General features: G+C 55.5%; 16 protein-coding genes. 10 read left to right on the forward strand and 6 right to left on the reverse strand.

Annotated elements, in window-relative coordinates:
• Positions 1-6: 6 nt before the first annotated feature.
• Entirely contained in the window at positions 7-2049 is a 2043-nt protein-coding gene (gene prlC, locus G6Q29_RS18680; RefSeq protein WP_165466595.1) for an oligopeptidase A, read from the reverse strand.
• Between the two features lie 206 nt (positions 2050-2255).
• Between prlC and G6Q29_RS18685 the strand changes: the two genes are divergently transcribed.
• The 4 genes from G6Q29_RS18685 to G6Q29_RS18700 all read left to right on the forward strand — a co-directional run bounded on the left by G6Q29_RS18685 (position 2256) and on the right by G6Q29_RS18700 (position 6871).
• Positions 2256-3098 carry a 23S rRNA (adenine(2030)-N(6))-methyltransferase RlmJ gene (locus G6Q29_RS18685; RefSeq protein WP_006808562.1) on the forward strand — a complete coding sequence of 281 codons (843 nt, stop codon included), beginning with the start codon at positions 2256-2258 and terminating at the stop codon, positions 3096-3098.
• A 71-nt stretch (positions 3099-3169) separates the two neighbouring features.
• The gene (gene gorA / locus G6Q29_RS18690; protein WP_165466596.1) at positions 3170-4522 is read left to right on the forward strand and encodes a glutathione-disulfide reductase; all 1353 of its coding nucleotides are present in this window, start codon (positions 3170-3172) and stop codon (positions 4520-4522) included.
• Between the two features lie 171 nt (positions 4523-4693).
• Entirely contained in the window at positions 4694-4981 is a 288-nt protein-coding gene (locus G6Q29_RS18695; RefSeq protein WP_006808564.1) for a hypothetical protein, read from the forward strand.
• A gap of 240 nt (positions 4982-5221) precedes the next feature.
• Complete coding sequence (locus tag G6Q29_RS18700) at positions 5222-6871, forward strand: alpha,alpha-trehalase (RefSeq protein ID WP_165466597.1); 1650 nt, start codon at positions 5222-5224, stop codon at positions 6869-6871.
• Positions 6872-6912: 41 nt separating this feature from the next.
• Here the strand turns inward: G6Q29_RS18700 and G6Q29_RS18705 are convergent, their stop codons facing one another.
• Entirely contained in the window at positions 6913-8499 is a 1587-nt protein-coding gene (locus tag G6Q29_RS18705) for an STY4199 family HEPN domain-containing protein (RefSeq protein ID WP_165466598.1), read from the reverse strand.
• Between the two features lie 144 nt (positions 8500-8643).
• Here G6Q29_RS18705 and G6Q29_RS18710 point away from each other — a divergent pair, with 144 nt between their 5' ends.
• Together G6Q29_RS18710 and G6Q29_RS18715 are read left to right on the forward strand one after the other, a co-directional pair.
• Positions 8644-9177 carry a GNAT family N-acetyltransferase gene (locus tag G6Q29_RS18710; RefSeq protein ID WP_165466599.1) on the forward strand — a complete coding sequence of 178 codons (534 nt, stop codon included), beginning with the start codon at positions 8644-8646 and terminating at the stop codon, positions 9175-9177.
• Positions 9178-9254: 77 nt separating this feature from the next.
• A complete protein-coding gene (locus G6Q29_RS18715) occupies positions 9255-9593 on the forward strand; it encodes a lysozyme (protein WP_165466600.1) in 339 nt (112 codons plus the stop codon).
• Here the strand turns inward: G6Q29_RS18715 and G6Q29_RS18720 are convergent.
• Positions 9572-10174: a helix-turn-helix transcriptional regulator gene (locus tag G6Q29_RS18720; RefSeq protein ID WP_165466626.1), complete on the reverse strand. Its 603-nt coding sequence runs from the start codon at positions 10172-10174 to the stop codon at positions 9572-9574. The two genes, G6Q29_RS18715 and G6Q29_RS18720, sit on opposite strands and share 22 nt — an antisense overlap.
• Before the next feature lie 173 nt (positions 10175-10347).
• Positions 10348-11106: an SDR family NAD(P)-dependent oxidoreductase gene (locus tag G6Q29_RS18725; RefSeq protein WP_165466601.1), complete on the reverse strand. Its 759-nt coding sequence runs from the start codon at positions 11104-11106 to the stop codon at positions 10348-10350.
• A gap of 119 nt (positions 11107-11225) precedes the next feature.
• On the opposite strand from G6Q29_RS18725, the gene G6Q29_RS18730 reads away from it, so the two are divergent.
• The 3 genes from G6Q29_RS18730 to G6Q29_RS18740 all read left to right on the forward strand — a co-directional run bounded on the left by G6Q29_RS18730 (position 11226) and on the right by G6Q29_RS18740 (position 14783).
• Positions 11226-12125 carry a LysR family transcriptional regulator gene (locus G6Q29_RS18730; RefSeq protein ID WP_165466602.1) on the forward strand — a complete coding sequence of 300 codons (900 nt, stop codon included), beginning with the start codon at positions 11226-11228 and terminating at the stop codon, positions 12123-12125.
• 50 nt (positions 12126-12175) lie between these two features.
• The gene (gene yhjD, locus G6Q29_RS18735) at positions 12176-13201 is read left to right on the forward strand and encodes an inner membrane protein YhjD (protein ID WP_165466603.1); all 1026 of its coding nucleotides are present in this window, start codon (positions 12176-12178) and stop codon (positions 13199-13201) included.
• Positions 13202-13460: 259 nt separating this feature from the next.
• On the forward strand, positions 13461-14783 hold the full coding sequence (locus tag G6Q29_RS18740; RefSeq protein ID WP_165466604.1) for an MFS transporter: 1323 nt from the start codon (positions 13461-13463) through the stop codon (positions 14781-14783).
• A 356-nt stretch (positions 14784-15139) separates the two neighbouring features.
• Here G6Q29_RS18740 and G6Q29_RS18745 read toward each other — a convergent pair whose 3' ends face one another.
• Positions 15140-17182, reverse strand: a complete 2043-nt coding sequence (locus tag G6Q29_RS18745) for an AsmA family protein (RefSeq protein ID WP_165466605.1) — start codon at positions 17180-17182, stop codon at positions 15140-15142.
• A 65-nt stretch (positions 17183-17247) separates the two neighbouring features.
• Positions 17248-18021: a cyclic-guanylate-specific phosphodiesterase gene (gene pdeH, locus G6Q29_RS18750; RefSeq protein ID WP_165466606.1), complete on the reverse strand. Its 774-nt coding sequence runs from the start codon at positions 18019-18021 to the stop codon at positions 17248-17250.
• Between the two features lie 230 nt (positions 18022-18251).
• On the opposite strand from pdeH, the gene G6Q29_RS18755 reads away from it, so the two are divergent.
• Entirely contained in the window at positions 18252-19181 is a 930-nt protein-coding gene (locus G6Q29_RS18755; protein WP_165466607.1) for a sugar kinase, read from the forward strand.
• The last annotated feature ends 8 nt before the right edge of the window (positions 19182-19189 follow it).

Consider the following 19189-nt stretch of genomic DNA (forward strand, 5'->3'; position numbering starts at 1 on the left):
GAACAATCAGCCTTTGATCCCGTAATGCTCAAGCATCGCATCCAGCTGCGGCTCGCGACCACGGAAGCGTTTGAACAGCACCATTGGCTCCTCAGAACCGCCGCGAGTCAGGATGTTATCGAGGAACGACTGCCCGGTTTCACGGTTGAAGATCCCCTCTTCTTCGAAGCGGGAGAAAGCATCCGCCGCCAGCACGTCGGCCCACAGGTAGCTGTAATAGCCCGCCGCGTAGCCGCCTGCGAAAATGTGGCTGAACGCGTGCGGGAAGCGGCCCCAGGTTGGCCCGGGAATCACAGCAACCTGTTTCTTAATCTCGGCCAGGGTTTCAAGTATTTTCGCCCCCTGTTCCGGGCTGAATTCGGCGTGCAGACGGAAATCAAACAGGCCGAACTCCAGCTGACGCAGGATGAATATCGCCGCCTGGTAGTTCTTGGCCGCCAGCATTTTATCCAGCAGTTCCTTCGGCAGAGGTTCGCCGGTCTCATAGTGACCGGAGATAAACGCCAGCGCGTCCGGCTCCCAGCACCAGTTTTCCATAAACTGGCTTGGCAGCTCGACCGCATCCCACGGTACCCCGCTGATACCGGCCACGCCTGCGGTTTCGATGCGGGTCAGCATGTGGTGCAGACCGTGACCGAACTCGTGGAACAGGGTGATCACTTCGTCGTGAGTGAACAGCGCAGGTTTGCCATTGACCGGACGGTTAAAGTTACAGGTCAGGTAAGCGACCGGCTTTTGCAGGGAACCGTCGGCTTTACGCATCTGGCCGACGCAGTCATCCATCCACGCCCCGCCACGCTTATTCTCACGCGCGTAGAGATCGAGGTAGAAGCTGCCGCGCAGCTCATTCTTGTCGTCATACAATTCGAAGAAGCGCACGTCCGGATGCCAGACGTCGATATCGGTTCGCTCTTTCGCGGTGATGCCGTAGATGCGCTTCACCACTTCGAACAGGCCGTTAACGGCTTTGTTTTCCGGGAAGTACGGGCGCAGCTGTTCGTCGCTGATGCTGTAGAGATGCTGCTTTTGTTTTTCGCTGTAGTACGCAATGTCCCACGGCTGAAGCTCATCCACGCCGAACTCCGCTTTCGCAAAGGCGCGCAGCTGAGCCAATTCTTTTTCACCCTGAGGACGGGCGCGTTTCGCCAGATCGGTCAGGAAGTCGAGTACCTGCTGCGGGTTCTCGGCCATTTTGGTGGCAAGAGATTTATCCGCGTAGCTGTCGAAGCCCAGCAGCTGTGCCAGCTCGTGGCGCAGGGCGAGGATCTCCGCCATCACCGGGCTGTTGTCCCATTTGCCCGCATTCGGCCCCTGATCGGAGGCGCGAGTGCTGTAAGCGCGGTACATCTCTTCACGCAGTGCCTGATTGTCACAGTAGGTCATCACCGGCAGATAGCTCGGGATATCCAGCGTTAACAGGTATCCTTCCTGCTCTTTCGCTTCGGCCTGCGCTTTCGCGGCCGCCAGCGCGCTTTCCGGCATACCGGCCAGTTCGGATTCATCGGTAATCAGCTTCGTCCAGCCCATGGTGGCATCGAGGACGTTGTTGCTGTACTGGTTGCCCAGCTCGGACAGGCGAGCGGCAATTTCACCGTAGCGAACCTGCTTCTCTTTTGGCAGGCCAATCCCGGACAGCTCGAAATCACGCAGGGCGTTATCGACCGATTTTTTCTGCGCCGTGTTTAGCCCGGCATAATGGTCGCCGTCGCGCAGGTCGCGATACGCTTTGTACAGCCCCTCGTGCTGACCAACCCAGGTGCTGTACTCCGAGAGCAGCGGCAGGGTTTGCTCGTAGGCTTCGCGCAGTTCCGGGCTGTTTTTCACCGAGTTCAGATGACTCACCGGGGAGAAGATGCGCCCCAGCACGTCGTCCACTTCGGCCAGCGGCTGACACAAATTTTCCCAGGTGTACGGCGCGCCCTGCGCCACCACGCTTTCTACCGCCGCGCGGCAGTTGTCCAGCGACTGGGTAACGGCTGGAACCACATGCTCAGGGAGGATTTTAGAAAACGGCGGCAACGAAAAAGGCGTCAGTAATGGATTGGTCATAAACGCTGTCCTGTTGAAATAGGTGAATGAAGCGCGCATCCGGCGCTGCGCATAATGTTCAGTAATGGGGTTAAGTGTAGAGGATTTCAATGCCGAAGGTTGGCGAAAAACGCCCTGTGGCGCTGCGCTTGCCGGGCCTACGGGTAATCTGTGCCGTTCTGCTGTAAACTGTGGCAAATCGTCAATTCAGCGGAAAATCATTACCCATGCTCAGTTATCGCCACAGCTTCCACGCTGGCAACCATGCCGACGTCCTTAAACACACCGTTCAGAGCCTGATCATCGAATCGCTCAAAGAGAAAGATAAGCCGTTTCTCTATCTGGACACCCACGCGGGCGCGGGTCGTTATCAGCTGAGCGGCGAGCATGCCGAGCGTACCGGTGAATATCTGGAAGGGATAGCGCGTATCTGGCAGCAGGACGATCTGCCTGCCGAGCTGGAGCCGTACATCGGCGTGGTGAATCACTTCAACCGCAACGGCCAGCTGCGGTACTACCCGGGCTCACCGCTGATTGCCCGCCAGCTGCTGCGCGAGCAGGACAGCCTCCAGCTGACCGAGCTGCACCCGAGCGACTTCCCGCTGCTGCGCTCTGAGTTTCAGAAAGATAACCGCGCCCGCGTGGACAAAGCCGATGGCTACCAGCAGCTGAAAGCGAAGCTGCCGCCGGTTTCCCGCCGTGGCCTGGTGCTGATCGACCCGCCATACGAAATCAAAACCGACTATCAGGCGGTGGTGACCGGCATCAACGAAGGTTACAAACGCTTTGCGACCGGCACCTATGCCCTGTGGTATCCGGTGGTGCTGCGCGCGCAAATTAAACGCATGATCAAAGACCTCGAAGCGACCGGCATTCGTAAAATCCTGCAAATTGAACTGGCGGTGCGCCCCGACAGCGACCAGCGAGGCATGACCGCTTCCGGCATGATTGTGATTAACCCGCCGTGGAAGCTGGAAGCACAGATGAACAACGTGCTGCCGTGGCTGCACAAAACGCTGGTGCCAGCCGGTACAGGCCACGCCACCGTCAGTTGGATCGTGCCGGAGTAATCGCAGCCATCGGTGGAAACTATTGATTTCAGGTATACAATCGCGGCAATTCACGATTAAGGGTAAAAGCTATGACTAAGCATTATGACTACATCGCAATCGGCGGCGGCAGCGGCGGCATCGCCTCCATCAACCGCGCGGCCATGTATGGCCAGAAATGTGCGCTGATCGAAGCTAAAGCGCTGGGCGGCACGTGCGTGAACGTGGGTTGTGTACCGAAGAAAGTGATGTGGCACGCGGCGCAAATCCGCGAAGCGATTCATATGTACGGCCCGGATTACGGCTTTGACACCACCATCAATCACTTTGACTGGGACAAGCTGATCGCCAGCCGTAACGCCTATATCGACCGTATTCACACCTCGTACGACAACGTACTGGGTAAAAATAACGTCGACGTTATCCACGGCTTCGCCCGTTTTGTGGACGCGAAAACGATCGAAGTGAACGGTGAAACGATCACCGCCGATCATATCCTGATCGCCACCGGCGGCCGTCCAAGCCACCCGGACATTCCGGGCGTGGAATACGGCATCGACTCAGACGGTTTCTTCGAACTGCCTGCCCTGCCTAAGCGTGTTGCCGTGGTTGGCGCGGGTTACATTGCGGTAGAGCTGGCGGGCGTGATTAACGGCCTGGGCGCGGAAGCCCACCTGTTCGTGCGTAAACACGCGCCGCTGCGCAGCTTTGACCCGCTGATTGTCGAGACGCTGGTTGAAGTGATGAACACCGAAGGCCCAACCCTGCACACCAACGCGGTGCCGAAAGCGGTGGTGAAAAATGCGGACGGCAGCCTGACGCTGGAGCTGGAAGATGGCCGGAGCCAGACCGTTGATTGCCTGATCTGGGCGATTGGTCGTGAGCCGGCAAATGACAACTTCAATCTGGCCGCGACGGGCGTGAAAACCAACGAAAAAGGCTACATCGTTGTCGATAAGTTCCAGAATACGAGCGTACCGGGCATTTATGCCGTCGGTGATAACACCGGTGCCGTAGAACTGACGCCAGTTGCCGTGGCCGCGGGGCGTCGTCTCTCCGAACGTCTGTTTAACAACAAGCCTGACGAACATCTGGATTACACCAACATCCCGACCGTGGTCTTCAGCCACCCGCCAATCGGCACCGTTGGCTTAACCGAACCGCAGGCGCGCGAGCAGTATGGCGACGACCAGGTGAAAGTCTATAAATCCGCGTTCACCGCGATGTATACCGCAGTGACCTCGCACCGTCAGCCATGTCGTATGAAGCTGGTCTGCGTGGGCCCGGATGAGAAAATCGTCGGCATACACGGCATTGGCTTCGGCATGGACGAGATCCTGCAAGGCTTCGCCGTGGCGCTGAAGATGGGGGCAACGAAGAAAGACTTCGATAACACCGTCGCGATCCACCCGACGGCGGCGGAAGAGTTTGTGACCATGCGCTGATCCGTCTGATCGGAACGTAAACCGGCCAGCTGGCCGGTTTTTTTATACCCAGACGGGTAAACCCAACGAGATGTACAAACGGTAACAAAATAACCCGCTCCACGCGGTGGAATTAACTAATCTTAGAAAGCGCTATGCGTTTGCCTGTTACAACGGATAAAGATTAGAGATATGAAAATGCACGTGAAGATCACCGCAAAATTGATGGCTAAAATGCACCTTGTCCTCGCGCTGGTATGGGCGATACTGACTATTCCCACCCTGCTGTGGTGGAAAAACAGTATTCTCTGGGTGTCATTAATGAGCATTTACGCCATCGTGATTTCCCATCTGGCTGCGTACAGCGCCGCCCATGCGGAAAAAGCGGCCAGCAAGGCAATGGATAAAAGCGAAGGCGCCAGCCAGAAAGCCAATCAAACCGCCAACAGCCTTTCAGGCGATGCGCGACAGGCGCACTAATCCCTGCGTTATGCAGAATACCGAATGCTCTGAATTTTATTCCTGCTGTATATCCAAAGATTCTCATTTAACGGTTTAATAATCAAAGTGATATCAGGTTTTCAGCGTGTTTAAATCCATTTTTAAAGCGTGATCTACCGCACACTTCGCACCGCATTAACCGAAGCGAATGTCTACGCTTAAAAGATAGCCGGGAAAAACCCGTATTTGTTACGACAAAAACCGGAGGTCCTGAACACCATGTTCAACCAGAAACTACAGACTGCTGAGGATATCGAGTTCGAAATTGCAGAAGAACTGTGCTACGAAACCGATCCCTGTGAGTTAAAACTGGATGAGATGATCGAGGCAGAGCCGGAACCGGAAATGATTGAAGGACTGCCGGCGTCCGATGCCCTGACGCCCGCAGACCGCTACCTTGAACTGTTTGAACACGTCCAGTCGTCGCGGCTGTTTGCCGACAGCAAAACCTTTCCCGACTGTGCGCCGAAAATGGATCCGCTGGATATTTTGATCCGTTATCGCAAGGTGCGTCGTCATCGTGATTTTGACCTGGCGCGCTTTGTTGAGAATCACTTCTGGCTACCGGAGGACTACAGCAAGGAGTACATCTCCGATCCCGGCCTCTCACTGAAAGAACATATTGATAATCTCTGGCCAGTGCTGACGCGCGAGCCGCAGGATCACATCCCGTGGTCGTCGCTGCTGGCGCTGCCGCAGGCCTATATTGTGCCCGGCGGGCGATTCAGTGAGACCTACTACTGGGACTCTTACTTCTCCATGCTGGGGCTTGCTGAGAGCGGACGTAACGATCTGCTGAAATGTATGGCCGATAACTTCGCCTGGCTTATTGAGCGCTACGGGCATATCCCGAACGGCAACCGTACCTACTACCTCAGCCGCTCCCAGCCGCCCGTCTTTGCGCTGATGGTGGAGCTGTTTGAAGAGGACGGCGTGCGCGGGGCGAAGCGCTATCTTGAGCACCTAAAGATGGAGTACGCCTTCTGGATGGACGGGGCGGAGTCGCTGCTGCTCAATCAGGCCTATCGCAGTGCGGTACGTATGCCGGACGGCTCGTTGCTCAATCGTTACTGGGACGATCGCGATACGCCTCGGGATGAATCGTGGATTGAGGACGTTGAAACCGCCCGTCATTCTGGTCGTCCGCCAAACGAGGTGTATCGCGACCTGCGCGCCGGGGCGGCCTCAGGATGGGATTACTCGTCCCGCTGGCTGCGCGATCCTGCACGGCTGGCCAGCATCCGCACGACGCAGTTTATCCCCATCGATTTAAACGCGTTCCTGTTCAAACTGGAGAGCGCTATCGCCAATATCTCAGCGTCGAAAGGGGATAAAGAGACGGCTGAACTGTTCCGCCAGAAAGCCAGCGACCGGCGTGCGGCGGTGAACCGCTATCTGTGGGACGAAGAGAACGGCTGTTATCGTGATTACGACTGGCGGCGTGAAGCCCTGGCGCTGTTCTCTGCGGCCAGCATTGTGCCGCTGTATGTGGGCATGGCGACGCATGAGCAGGCTGAACGGCTGTCCGATGCCGTTAAAGCACGTCTGCTCACCCCGGGCGGTATTCTCGCCACCGAATATGAAACAGGTGAGCAGTGGGACAAGCCGAACGGCTGGGCACCGCTACAGTGGATGGCGATCCAGGGGTTCAAACAGTACGGCAATGACTCGCTGGGAGATGAAATCGCCTGGAGCTGGCTGCATACGGTGAACCATTACTACAAAACCCATCATAAGCTGATTGAGAAGTACCACATCGCCAGCAGCACGCCACGCGAAGGTGGCGGGGGGGAGTATCCGTTGCAGGATGGCTTCGGCTGGACGAATGGTGTGGTGCGGCGGCTGATTGGGCTATATGGTGAACCTTGAGCCTTGCCCCTCACCCTCTCCCCTGAGGGGAGAGGGAAAAGTTAACGAATCACCTCATAAATGGCAGTCTGGATGGACTGCCATTTTTTTGTACTGGCATCGGGCTGCGTCTTCGCGCGGCGCGTTGCCATATCGGCGTCGTGCTGCTGGCGTTTCACTACCGCGGGAACGGTACAGAATGCTTTCAGGTACTGCTTACGCATCGACGTCAGCGTTTCGCCGTTCGCCATCGCATGGCTAAGCGTATTAATAAATCGTCGGCAGGGCTTCTGCTCTGTCATTTGCAGGCGGTAGCGCAACATGATTTCCAGTACATCGTCGTAGCCTGCCGACAACGCCTCCTCCGTCCATGACATTTTCCAGTCCATCCCCCCCTCCAGGAACAGGAGCGCCACGCGGGTGTCATTGCGATTGATGGCCGAACGGAAATTATTCTCATCCCAGGTAACACCCATGCGGGTTAACGTCTCGCGTGAGGAAGGCGTTTCGCGCATCTCCTGCACCGGCGCGGGAGATGCCGTACTGGCCACATCTGGCTGCGGTTTACTGCTGGTCACCAGCCAGAATCCCCCCACGACAATCGCGATAACCATCACGCCAACCGCTCCCCACAGCACGCCGGAAATCAGCTGCTCGCGCTGCTCAGGCGTACGCGTGGCCCGCTGGGTCGGTTTCTCAATGCTGTCACGCACTTCAAAAAGATCCCCGCCTGTGGTGCGGTCCACTTTTTGCGCCTTTTCCCAGAACGCGTGCAGCTCGCTTTCATCCACCGCCATCAGCGCTGCCGGGTTAACGCGTGTCCGCCCTTCCTCAAACGCACGCTGGACGGAGCGGGTGATCTGCGTGTAATAGCTGTCGAGCAGCTGGATTTGCGCCCCGCTTAACGGCTGCTGTACGGTGATGCTGTTGCGGATTTGTCGAATATCTTCGAGGAAGGTTTGCAGGGTTTTGCGCGGCTCCACCAGCAGCGTCAGCATGTCCGGGGCGTTAAAGAGTGATGCGTAGTAGCGGCTAAATTCTTTTTTATCCACCAGCAGTTGGGCCAGCTCGCTGAACAACATGCCGCTCAGAACATCATTAATCTCGCCGTTTTTAAGCCAGCGCCGCACGCGTTCAGCGTTAAACAAGGTCTTAAGATGGTTATTCAGCCGCACCGGGTCGGGCCACGCCTGCTGTATCAGCCCCTTTATCATCAGCTCAATGGCACGCACCTGTTTCTGCGCCTGAAGCTGGCTCTCCTTCTCTGGCACCCTCCCGGTATCGTAAGTCAGCAGGGGCTGTTGCAGACGCAAATATTCAAGCGCCGTCACGAAGCGCATCGCCGCAATCAGCTGGTTTTCGCTGACATCCTGTCCGCTTTCATACTGAGGGACTCGCTGCTGAAGCAGGCGTAATTGCAACGTAAAGGCCGTCATTTCCGCATCATTCAGGTTCAGCTTCCTGGCCACGGCACCCCACCCACCCAGCGCCAGGCGGGCGCTATCCAGTTGTTCCAGAAACCAGCGTGGATCTTTTCCTTCATGAACATGTACATTCAACAGAAGTAAGATTTCAACAGACGCCAGACGGATCGTCGCCAGGCAGTGTTCAAACTGTTCGCGGGTATGATGCGATGAGCTAATCATCATTGTTTTCCTTGAGACAACGAATACCGCGAAGGCGGTGTTAAAGGTCGGTTTTCTTTTTATTTATATGAGGTTAAACATACCTGAGTTTCTGTTGAAATAAAGTGACAACCTTATAATCATTTGCAATGCCTCTGGAGGATCGTCATGCCCGTCTTAACCACCCCGCGTCTCACCTGCTCGCCGCTGCAAGAGCAAGACTGGCCCTTTTTTCTGTCGCTACAGCAAAATCCTGAGGTTATGCGTTTTGTCGCCCCTGCGCGTAGCGAAGCGGACATTCGGGAGGCCTTTGAGGCTCGTCTGTTGCCGTGGACGCCGGGCAGCGCACATTGGCTCTGCCTCGTCGTGCGTGATGCGACCAGCCAGACGCCGCTGGGCGTAACCGGCTATGTGCATCGGGAAGCCGACTGTGCCGAAGTGGGTTTTCTCTTTGCGCCCTCTGCGCAGGGGAAAGGCTACGGCTTTGAATCTCTGCGGGCTGTGTGTGACTTCGCGCTGACTCAGGGCAATATCCGTCGTCTCATCGCGACCGTTACTGCGGGAAATATCGCCTCAAGGCGACTGCTGGAAAAAACAGGTTTTCTGCTGGAAGGTGAGTTGCGCGAGAGTTATTTCCTTTCAGGGCAATGGCATAACGACTGGCTATTCGGCTTGCTGAAAAAGGAATACCCGTTCAGTTAAACCTGATCAACAGCCATTTGGCGGATATTTCCCGGACGGCGTTTCCTCTATAGTCACGCCATTAAGAGGAAACGCTTATGACGGGTTATGCAATGCAGATATCTTCTGCTGCAATCGCATTAATTAAAAAACAACAGGGTCTTTCCCTGGAGAAATACCGTGACGAAAAGGGAATATGGGTTATTGGCTATGGTCACGTTATTCGCCAGTGGGAAAATTTTAACGGTCTCATCACACCGGCTAAGGCGGAGTATTTGCTTTTCAATGATATTCAATTATATGAGGCGCAGCTACGGGAAATGAACAAACGCCCATTAACCCAACAACAGCATGATGCACTGGTATTAACCCTTTTCAGTTTTGGGGAAAAGTCCCCTCTGCCAGAGAAGATCCTTCAGGCCGTTGCCCGGGTGTAATACATCGCGGCCTGCGTCCGGTTCTTGACATCAAGACGGCGGAAAAGCGTCTCAAGATGGGCTTTTACCGTTGCCGCACTGATATTGAGATTACGCCCAATTTCTTTATTGGACTCTCCGGCCGCCAGTAACTTCAACACCTCACGCTGGCGCTCGCTTAACAATGACAGTTCATCCTGCGAAGAGTGCTGCTTCAGCCACTCGCCGGGAAAACAAACCATTCCTCGCGATACAGAATCCAGCACTGCGGAAAAGCGTTCGGGATTCGCATTGCGGGGAATTATCGCCACCACGTTGCGCTGGAACATTTGCTCAACCCAACGTCGCTCTTTTTTCGTTAACACCAACACCACGCGCGCCGTTGGAAAACGATCCATAATCTCTTCCAGTAAAACCACACCCTTATTATGAATTAAATCCCCATCTATCATGACGATAGCGGAGGGTGACGCGGATAATTGCGCCCATAATTCATCAGTCTGACGAGCCCCTGTCATATCTATATCCGGAATCAACTTCTGCAAACTGCACTTCGCTCCATGAATAAATAATGACTGCCTGTCAAACATGATTACTCGCATCATTTTACTCCTCTGAGAATAGCGAAAGGGGATTCTACAGAGGCATTTTTTAAGAAAAAACTCAATGAATGGAGAGGTTACAAATCACGCAGCTCTTTTTATATCTTCCAGGATTTAGACATACTTGCATTAAGAATTTCCTTAAGGGGGTTCCCTCCCCTTAAGACTGAACATTACAGGAACATACCACCTGAAACTTCAATACGCTGCGCATTCATCCAGCCCAGTTTGTCACTGAGCAACGCCGTGATGGCGTCACCAATATCATCGGGCAGGCCCACGCGTCCCAGCGCCGTCTGCGAGGCCAGCTGCTGGTTAAGCTCCGCATTATCCCGTACGCGTCCGCCACCAAAGTCGGTTGCAATCGCGCCAGGCGCGATGATATTGACGGAAATCCCACGCGCGCCAAGCTCTTTTGCCTGATAGCGGGTCAGCACTTCCATCGCCCCTTTCATTGCCGCGTAAGTGCCTGAACCTGGCTGAGTAAAACGGGCCAGTCCGCTGGAGACGTTCAGGATCCGCCCGCCGTCTTTTATTAGCGGCAGCAGCTTTTGCGTGAGGAAAAACGGCCCTTTGAAGTGAATGTTCACCGCATCATCAAACTGCGCTTCTGTCGTCTCGGTATAGGGTGCGTATAAGCCTGTGCCAGCGTTGTTCACTAAATAGTCAAAGGTGTCACGTTGCCAGACGTGTTTAAGGGTATCCTCCACCTGTTGAGCAAAGCGCGAAAAGCTTGCCATATCGCCGACGTTAAGCTGCAATGCCACCGCTTTTACGCCTTTTTTCTCAATTTCCCGCACAACGTCCTGCGCCTCCTGTTGGCTGCTGTTCCAGGTCAGGATGATACTGATCCCTTCCGCGGCGAGCTTCAAAACGGCATTTTTGCCCAGGCCACGGCTACCGCCAGTCACTATAGCAATGCGTTCACTCATGATTTACCTCGTTTCGGCTGTGATGAAGATTGAGAAAGAGCTTATTAGATGGTAGAAAATCAATAAATACTGTCGCTAACGCTTCACTGTTTCATTCATAACAACAATGACTAACACCTATGGATAAAATACACGCAATGCAGCTTTTCCTACGCGTCGCGGAACTGGAAAGTTTTTCCCGTGCGGCGGAGACGTTAAGCCTGCCGAAGGGGAGCGTATCGCGACAGATCCAGGCGCTGGAAAACGTGCTTGGCACTCAGCTGCTGCACCGCACGACCCGCCGCGTCAGCCTGACACAGGACGGTATGGTTTATTACGAGCGCGCCAAAGATCTGCTGATGAATCTGGACGAACTGGACGGCATGTTCCTGCACGACCCTTCAACCATCAGCGGCCGGCTACGTGTGGATATGCCCGTTTCCATTGCGCGAAATGTAGTCATTCCGAAACTACCTGCATTTTTACAACAGTATCCCGGTATTGAGCTGGAGCTGAGCAGCAGCGATCGTCTGGTCGATGTTATCCGCGAAGGATTTGACTGCGTGGTCCGCGTGGGAAACCTGAAGGACTCAGGGCTTATCGCCCGCCCGCTTGGAAAACTCTCGGTGATTAACTGCGCCAGCCCGGATTATCTGACGCGATTCGGCTTCCCGGAGACGCTGGACGATTTGGCTTCGCATGCCCTCATTCACTACTCCTCCACGCTGGGAACGCGTCCGCAGGGTTTTGAGTATTACAACGGTGGCGCGACCCAGTGGGTTAAAACGGGAGGCGTATTGACGGTGAACAGCACGGAAACCTATCAGGCCGCCTGTATCGCCGGGCTTGGCATTATTCAGGTCCCGCGCGTCGGGGTGCGGGACGCCCTGCGCACGAAAAAACTCGTCGAGATCCTGCCACAATACCGGGCTGAACCGATGCCCGTCTCCCTCATTTATCCCCATCGCCGGAACCTCTCCCGCCGGGTGCACGTGTTTATGGAGTGGCTAACCGAACTCACAAAAGGTTACGTGGACTAGTCGCAAGCTATAATTCAGTAACATCCAGCTCAACGAAAAGGAAAATGCGCGTGACGCCGGAAAATAACCCGCAACGACCGACTCAACATTTAGATTATGAACCCATCAAAAAGATGGATAACGAGCCTGAAGCGCCGAAAGAGCCTGGAACGGCCAGCAAAGCGCTGGGCACCGTGACCGGCATAGCCGAAAAAATTCAGCAAATACCCGCGATTGCTCACCTGATCCGCGCCGCTGAGCGCTTTAACGACCGCATGGGAAACCAGTTCGGCGCGGCGATCACTTACTTCTCTTTCCTGTCGATGATCCCCATCCTGATGGTGTCGTTTGCCGCCGCCGGTTTTGTGCTGGCGTCTCACCCGACGCTGTTGCAGGACATCTTCAATAAGATCCTGACCAACGTCAGCGACCAGACGCTCGCTACGACGCTCAAAAGCACCATCAATACCGCCGTGCAGCAGCGTACCACCGTGGGTATCGTCGGGTTACTGATTGCGCTCTATTCCGGGGTGAACTGGATGGGCAACCTGCGTGAGGCTATTCGCGCCCAGTCGCGTGATGTCTGGGAGCGTACGCCGCAGGATCAGGAGAAGATATGGGTGAAGTATCTGCGAGACTTTATTTCGCTGATTGGGCTGCTGGTGGCGCTGGTCATTACGCTCTCGATCACCTCGGTCGCCGGTTCCGCGCAGCAGATGATTATCTCCGCGCTCTACCTGGATTACATTGAATGGCTGAAACCGGCCTGGCGCGGCATTGGACTGGCCATCTCCATCTTTGCTAACTACCTGCTGTTCTTCTGGATCTTCTGGCGTCTGCCCCGCCACCGTCCGCGCAAGAAGGCACTGATGCGCGGGACGTTGATTGCCGCCATTGGCTTTGAGGTGATCAAAATTGTGATGACCTATACGCTGCCGTCGCTGGTAAAGTCTCCCTCCGGCGCGGCCTTTGGTTCGGTGCTGGGACTGATGGCTTTCTTCTATTTCTTCGCTCGCCTGACGCTGTTCTGCGCCGCGTGGATCGCCACGGCAGAGTATAAAGATGACCCGCGCATGCCGGGAAAAACCCACCGCTAATGTGCTCTCGGGCTGATATTTCAGCCCGATCCGCCATTTCAGCATATAAATCCAGTCCGTAACTTTTATTTAACGAGAAACCAGTTTTAATGACTGATATTTAAAAAGTGTGAAGCATTTCATGGAAGTGTTTTTGCTGGTCTGAAAATTATCCGCTTTTTGTTGTTTTTATGACCACACCACGCTTTTGTTACAGATTGAAATGTCGCTTTTGCTATGCCTAATATGGCCCTTCGTTCGTCCAAAATAAGAAAATATTATGCAAGCAACAGCCACCACACTTAACGAAGGGGCGGAACACGTTCCGGTCAACTCGCGCAATAAAGTCGTCGTCGCATCGCTGATTGGCACTGCCATTGAGTTCTTCGACTTTTATATTTACGCCACCGCTGCGGTCATTGTCTTTCCGCATATTTTCTTCCCACAGGGCGATCCGACGGCAGCTACGCTACAGTCTTTAGCCACCTTTGCTATTGCCTTCGTTGCGCGTCCGATTGGTTCAGCGGTCTTTGGCCACTTTGGCGATCGCGTCGGCCGTAAAGTGACGCTGGTTGCCTCGCTGCTGACGATGGGGATCTCCACCGTCGCTATCGGCCTGCTGCCGACCTATGAAACTATCGGCATTCTGGCGCCTGTGCTGCTGGCGCTGGCGCGCTTTGGTCAGGGCCTGGGGCTGGGCGGGGAATGGGGCGGCGCGGCACTGCTGGCGACCGAAAACGCCCCGGCGCGCAAGCGTGCCCTGTATGGCTCTTTCCCGCAGCTGGGCGCACCGATTGGATTCTTCTTTGCTAACGGCACCTTCCTGCTGCTCTCATGGCTGCTGACCGATGAACAGTTCATGAGCTGGGGCTGGCGTATTCCGTTCGTCTTCTCTGCCGTGCTGGTGCTGATTGGCCTGTACGTGCGCGTGTCGCTGCACGAGACGCCTGTCTTTGCTAAAGTCGCCGCGGCGAAAAAGCAGGTTAAAGTTCCGCTGGGTACGCTGCTGACCAAACATCTCCGCGTGACCGTGCTGGGCACGTTCATCATGCTGGCGACCTACACGCTGTTCTACATCATGACCGTTTACTCCATGACCTTCAGTACCGCCGCCGCGCCGGTCGGCCTGGGCCTGCCGCGTAATGAAGTGCTGTGGATGCTGATGATGGCGGTCATCGGATTCGGTGTGATGGTACCCATCGCGGGCCTGCTGGCGGATAAATTTGGCCGTCGTTCAAGCATGATTGTCATCACCTCGCTGATTATACTGTTCGCGCTGTTTGTCTTTCCGCCGCTGCTGGGTTCAGGTAGCCCTGTGCTGGTGATGGCGTATCTGCTGATTGGCCTGAGCCTGATGGGGCTGACCTTTGGCCCAATGGGCGCGCTGCTCCCGGAGCTGTTCCCGACTGAAGTGCGTTACACCGGCGCGTCGTTCTCCTATAACGTTTCGTCGATTCTGGGCGCCTCGGTGGCCCCGTATATCGCTACATGGCTTCAGGCGAACTATGGCTTGTTCTATGTGGGTGTCTATCTGGCGGCAATGGCAGCGCTGACGCTGATTGCGCTGCTGCTGACGCATGAAACGAAGCATCAGGCGCTGTAAGTGAATACCGGGTGGCGGCTACGCCTTACCCGGCCTACACCTCTGTAAATCACTGCGGCCTGATGCCCTCACCCCGACCCTCTCCCACAAGGCTGAGGGTTCCCCAGTAATTTCAAAGCAGAAGCAATAACGTTGCCTTCAGAATAACTGAAGGCTTTCAGCGATGCCCTGAGCCACTCTGGCACGTTCACCGGTTATGTTGTGACGAAGTAGCAAGGAACATAAGGTGAACGGAATAACCTCCCGAGCCGTATGTTCCCCTCACCCCAGCCCTCTCCCTCAAGGGAGAGGGGGCCGTCTGTGCAGGGATTATTTTGTGGTGAACCCTCAGCCCACAGGGAGAGGGCGAAACGGGGCTACTTCTTCATCTGCGACAAAATCGTCCGACACTGATTCGCTTCGCCTTCTGACGGCGAAATCAACGCCAGTAGCGCTGCCGCAGGCGTGACCAGCGTGGCGAGCGCGGCGGCGACGGCACCGCGCGCAATCAACGGACCGGCCTTCACGCCCGCCTGCGGATTTTTGAAGGTCCCGCGGACGTACAGCGGCGAGCGCAGGGTAATAATACGTATGCCTTTACTTTCCGGATCGATGGTTAAATCCAGCTGCTCGGACGCCATGCTGGCGGTACCGGTGACGTTGATAACCGCATTTTCCGTGTCGAAGGCGAAGATCTGCGGACGCGCCACGCCGTTGACCAGATCCAGATTTGCCGCTGCGCAGTTAACCCGCACTTCATCGTCACCAAAGATTTGCCCAATGATAAAGTTCCCGACGTTCAGCCCCAGGATCTCCATCAGGTTACGGCTCACCAGCCCGTCATTCATCAGCAGCTTCAGATTGCCATTTCCGCTGCCCAGCAGCGCCGCCACGGAGTTGCCCGTACCGCGAATATCCGCGTCGCCGTTCATCTCACCGAGGGTTTTCTGCATCAGCTCCACGTCCGGCATCAGCTCTTTCAGCTTCAGCCGGCGCGCCTGGATCTCCGCCCTTCCCTGCATCGGCTTTTTATCCCCCTCCAGGTGGATATTCGATGAAATGGTTCCCCCGGCCATGCCAAACTTCAGCGGTTGCAGGCGCAGGTCGGCGTTTTTCAGGATGATATGGGTCGAGAGGTTGCTCAGCGGCAGCGTGCTGCCATGCTCAATTTTACGTCCTTTGAAGCGCACATCCGCATCCATCACGTCCCACTTGTCGGTTTCGAAGCGGTCATAGGGCAGCACTTTACCCGCAGGCTGAACGTCCTTTTTAACCTCTTTAGACTTCGTGCCTTTGCCCGAATCTACGCCAATCAGCGGACCAAGATCGGCCAGACGCAGCTGGCGGGATTCAACGTCCCCCTCCAGTTTCGGGCGCGGTTTTCCGGTGGTGTAGGTCAGCGTGCCGTGTATATCGCTGTCGCCGATGCGCCCGTTAAAATTCCGATAGTCAAAAACGGACGATTTTTCGGTGTTGATTTTGGCAACCAGGTGCCCGTCCGTTTCAAACGGCGGGGTATCCGGCAGCAGCACGCCGGTGAGATCGTACAGTTCACCCAGCGAATCACCGGCAAACTTAAGCTGGAGGTCAACGCCGCCCATGTTCATCGGGTCGTTAACCGTGCCCACGAACGCCACGCGGGTATTGCCCGAGCGGAAATCCGCCTGCACCGGGAACGGCGTGCCCTCGCTCCTGAGCGCCAGCATACCGCCGATTTTGCCTTTACCGGTGAGCGGCTGGCCGTTGTAGCGCCCTTTCGCCGTCAGGCCGAAGACGTAATCGCCCGCTTTGCTGTCATCGCCTTTGGCTTTGCTGCCCGTCACTTCGCTAAACGGCAACGGCTTGCCCAGCGGATCGACGAGGATCTCCACGTCCGCCTTGCTCACTTTATCGTCAATGGCGATCCGCCCTCGATCGAACAGAATATTGTCGAGGCGGAAAGACCACGAAGAGGGCTGCGCATTCGGATCTTTATCGCCGCTGCTGGCAAGATCGAACGTCCAGTTATTGTTTTTCTCTGACAGGCGAATCAGCCGCGCGTCGGGCTGCTGGAGTTTGATCCACGGCAGATACACCGTTTTGGTTAACAGGGCTAACGGCGCCAGCGTGGCTTCCACGCGCGGCAGGTGGATCATGGTCACTTCGGGGATGTCAGGAGGATTGCCGAGAATGATGTCGTCGGCGTGAACGTGCGGCCATGGCACCCAGCTTCGCCAGCCGGTTTCCTCTTTCTGGCGCGCCCATACGACGCCCAAATCGCCACGTATTGCGAAGGGGCGGTTCAGCTCGGCTGAGACTTTCTGGTTGATGGTCGGTTTGAGGCGGTTCCAGTCAAACGTGGCGATAATGATGATTAAGACCACGATCAGCAACAAGAAAATCCCTGCTGTCCAGGAAATCACCCTGGTTGTTTTTGTCATTGTTGTCCCCTTTCCTGATGAACTTGCCTCTAAAACTATAGTTCAGACAAAGGGAAGCGGGCAGATCAGAGGATAGTGATCACCTTTTCCAGGGTATCCATAGGGACAGGACGAGAGAGGAAATAACCCTGTGCGGCCGCGGCCGGGGAGTGTTGCACATCGCGCCATTCCTCCAGCGTTTCTACGCCTTCCACAATGACGCCCTGGCAATAGCGGTTCATCAGTTGCAAGAGCATAGTAAACAGGTTCCGCCCTTCCGGCGTCTGGCGCAGCATAATAAACAGATCGCGGGCCACTTTGATGTAGTCATAACGCACTTCGCTCAGGGCGGAAAAGTTCGCCATACCGGTACCGAAATCGTCCAGCCACAGCGGGCCAAATTCACACATTGAGGCAAACGAGGAGTCCTGCGGCAGCCGAACATGCTCCACAAGCTCGAAGCGCATCCACGGCAGGGTGGCAATCAGCGCCTGCAACGTCGCATTCTGACGTAGCGCCATCAGGGTCGGGCCATCCACGTTCACCGACGCCAGAATACCGTGCTGCTCGAAGAACGCTTGCTTCGTCGCCAGCATTCTCAGCTGCTCTTCAAGCACGTCGATACGCTGACGCACGGCAACCTCTGCAAAATAGCGGTCCGGTGCGATACGCTGTGAAGGATTCGATGGATGAGTGACGACCGTTAACACCTCAATCGCCATTAACCGACCGTCGGTACGGTAGATGGGCTGATAGGTGTACGCTCGCTCACATTGCAGCCAGTAGCGATGCTCCTGCAAGTTCTCAATACTTGCCTCAGGCGTAGTGCTCAGCCGCTGGATAACCTGCTCTGACTTCATTTCGGATGTCCTGTTGTATGGGATAGCCTTTCTGGACTCGTCACTGAGTTATCGGCCTGCCAGGTGAGAACTTTATGTTCAATTCACGAGGAAAATGAAATTAAGATGACAGAAATATGCCGTAACACGCGCTGGCTCAAAAAAAATAATGGAACGTCGTTTTAATATAGTTGACCGTAAAAAACACACAGCGCACACTACCTTTAATTACTCTGTTCAGGTTCACGACTATGTCTAAAAAAATTGCCGTGATTGGCGAATGCATGATTGAACTGTCCCAGAAAGGCGCGGAAGTCAGCCGCGGTTTTGGTGGCGATACATTGAACACCTCCGTTTACATTGCCCGTCAGGTCTCCCCCGACGCGCTGAGCGTGAGCTACGTTACCGCGCTGGGAACGGACAGCTTCAGCCAGCAGATGCTGGAAGCCTGGCAGAGTGAAAACGTTGGAACTTCGCTGATCCAGCGAATGGAAAATCGTCTGCCGGGCTTGTACTACATCGAAACCGACAGCACCGGCGAGCGCACCTTCTACTACTGGCGTAATGAAGCGGCCGCAAAATTCTGGCTGGAAAGCGAGACCGCCGCTGCGATTTGCGAAGAACTGGCTACCTTTGATTATCTCTACCTGAGTGGGATCAGCCTGGCAATTCTGAGCCAGGGGAGCCGTGAAAAGCTGCTGTCACTGTTGCGTGAATGCCGTGCCAACGGCGGTAAAGTGATTTTCGATAACAACTACCGTCCGCGCCTGTGGGCCAGCCGTGAAGAGACGCAGCAGGTATACCAGCAAATGCTCGAATGCACCGATATCGCCTTCCTGACGCTGGATGATGAAGATGCCCTATGGGGAGAAAAACCGGTTGATGAGGTCATCGCCCGGACGCAGGCTGCCGGGGTCAGTGAAGTGGTGATTAAGCGCGGAGCGGAGTCTTGCCTGGTGGCGATTGCAGGTGAAGCCGTGACAGAGGTACCGGCGGTGAAGCTGGCGAAAGAGAAAGTGATTGATACCACTGCGGCGGGAGATTCTTTCAGCGCCGGGTATCTGGCGGTACGTCTGACCGGGGGTACGCCGGAAGCGGCGGCGCAGCGCGGTCATTTAACAGCCAGCACGGTGATTCAGTATCGCGGAGCGATTATACCGCGCGAGGCGATGCCTGATTAAGAACGGTG

The sequence above is a fragment of the Enterobacter cloacae genome (genome assembly GCF_011078175.1).
GTDB classification, from domain to species: Bacteria; Pseudomonadota; Gammaproteobacteria; order Enterobacterales; family Enterobacteriaceae; genus Enterobacter; species Enterobacter cloacae_Q.

Bases quoted from the DNA above. Each gene is read 5' to 3' on its own strand.
- G6Q29_RS18725 (WP_165466601.1), bottom strand. From the start codon at position 11,106: ATGAGTGAACGCATTGCTATAGTGACTGGCGGTAGCCGTGGCCTGGGC.
- G6Q29_RS18755 (WP_165466607.1), top strand. From the start codon at position 18,252: ATGTCTAAAAAAATTGCCGTGATTGGCGAATGCATGATTGAACTGTCC.
- G6Q29_RS18745 (WP_165466605.1), bottom strand. From the start codon at position 17,182: ATGACAAAAACAACCAGGGTGATTTCCTGGACAGCAGGGATTTTCTTG.
- G6Q29_RS18720 (WP_165466626.1), bottom strand. From the start codon at position 10,174: ATGCGAGTAATCATGTTTGACAGGCAGTCATTATTTATTCATGGAGCG.
- G6Q29_RS18740 (WP_165466604.1), top strand. From the start codon at position 13,461: ATGCAAGCAACAGCCACCACACTTAACGAAGGGGCGGAACACGTTCCG.
- G6Q29_RS18700 (WP_165466597.1), top strand. From the start codon at position 5,222: ATGTTCAACCAGAAACTACAGACTGCTGAGGATATCGAGTTCGAAATT.
- G6Q29_RS18715 (WP_165466600.1), top strand. From the start codon at position 9,255: ATGACGGGTTATGCAATGCAGATATCTTCTGCTGCAATCGCATTAATT.
- pdeH (WP_165466606.1), bottom strand. From the start codon at position 18,021: ATGAAGTCAGAGCAGGTTATCCAGCGGCTGAGCACTACGCCTGAGGCA.
- G6Q29_RS18695 (WP_006808564.1), top strand. From the start codon at position 4,694: ATGAAAATGCACGTGAAGATCACCGCAAAATTGATGGCTAAAATGCAC.
- G6Q29_RS18730 (WP_165466602.1), top strand. From the start codon at position 11,226: ATGGATAAAATACACGCAATGCAGCTTTTCCTACGCGTCGCGGAACTG.
- prlC (WP_165466595.1), bottom strand. From the start codon at position 2,049: ATGACCAATCCATTACTGACGCCTTTTTCGTTGCCGCCGTTTTCTAAA.
- G6Q29_RS18705 (WP_165466598.1), bottom strand. From the start codon at position 8,499: ATGATGATTAGCTCATCGCATCATACCCGCGAACAGTTTGAACACTGC.
- G6Q29_RS18710 (WP_165466599.1), top strand. From the start codon at position 8,644: ATGCCCGTCTTAACCACCCCGCGTCTCACCTGCTCGCCGCTGCAAGAG.
- G6Q29_RS18685 (WP_006808562.1), top strand. From the start codon at position 2,256: ATGCTCAGTTATCGCCACAGCTTCCACGCTGGCAACCATGCCGACGTC.
- gorA (WP_165466596.1), top strand. From the start codon at position 3,170: ATGACTAAGCATTATGACTACATCGCAATCGGCGGCGGCAGCGGCGGC.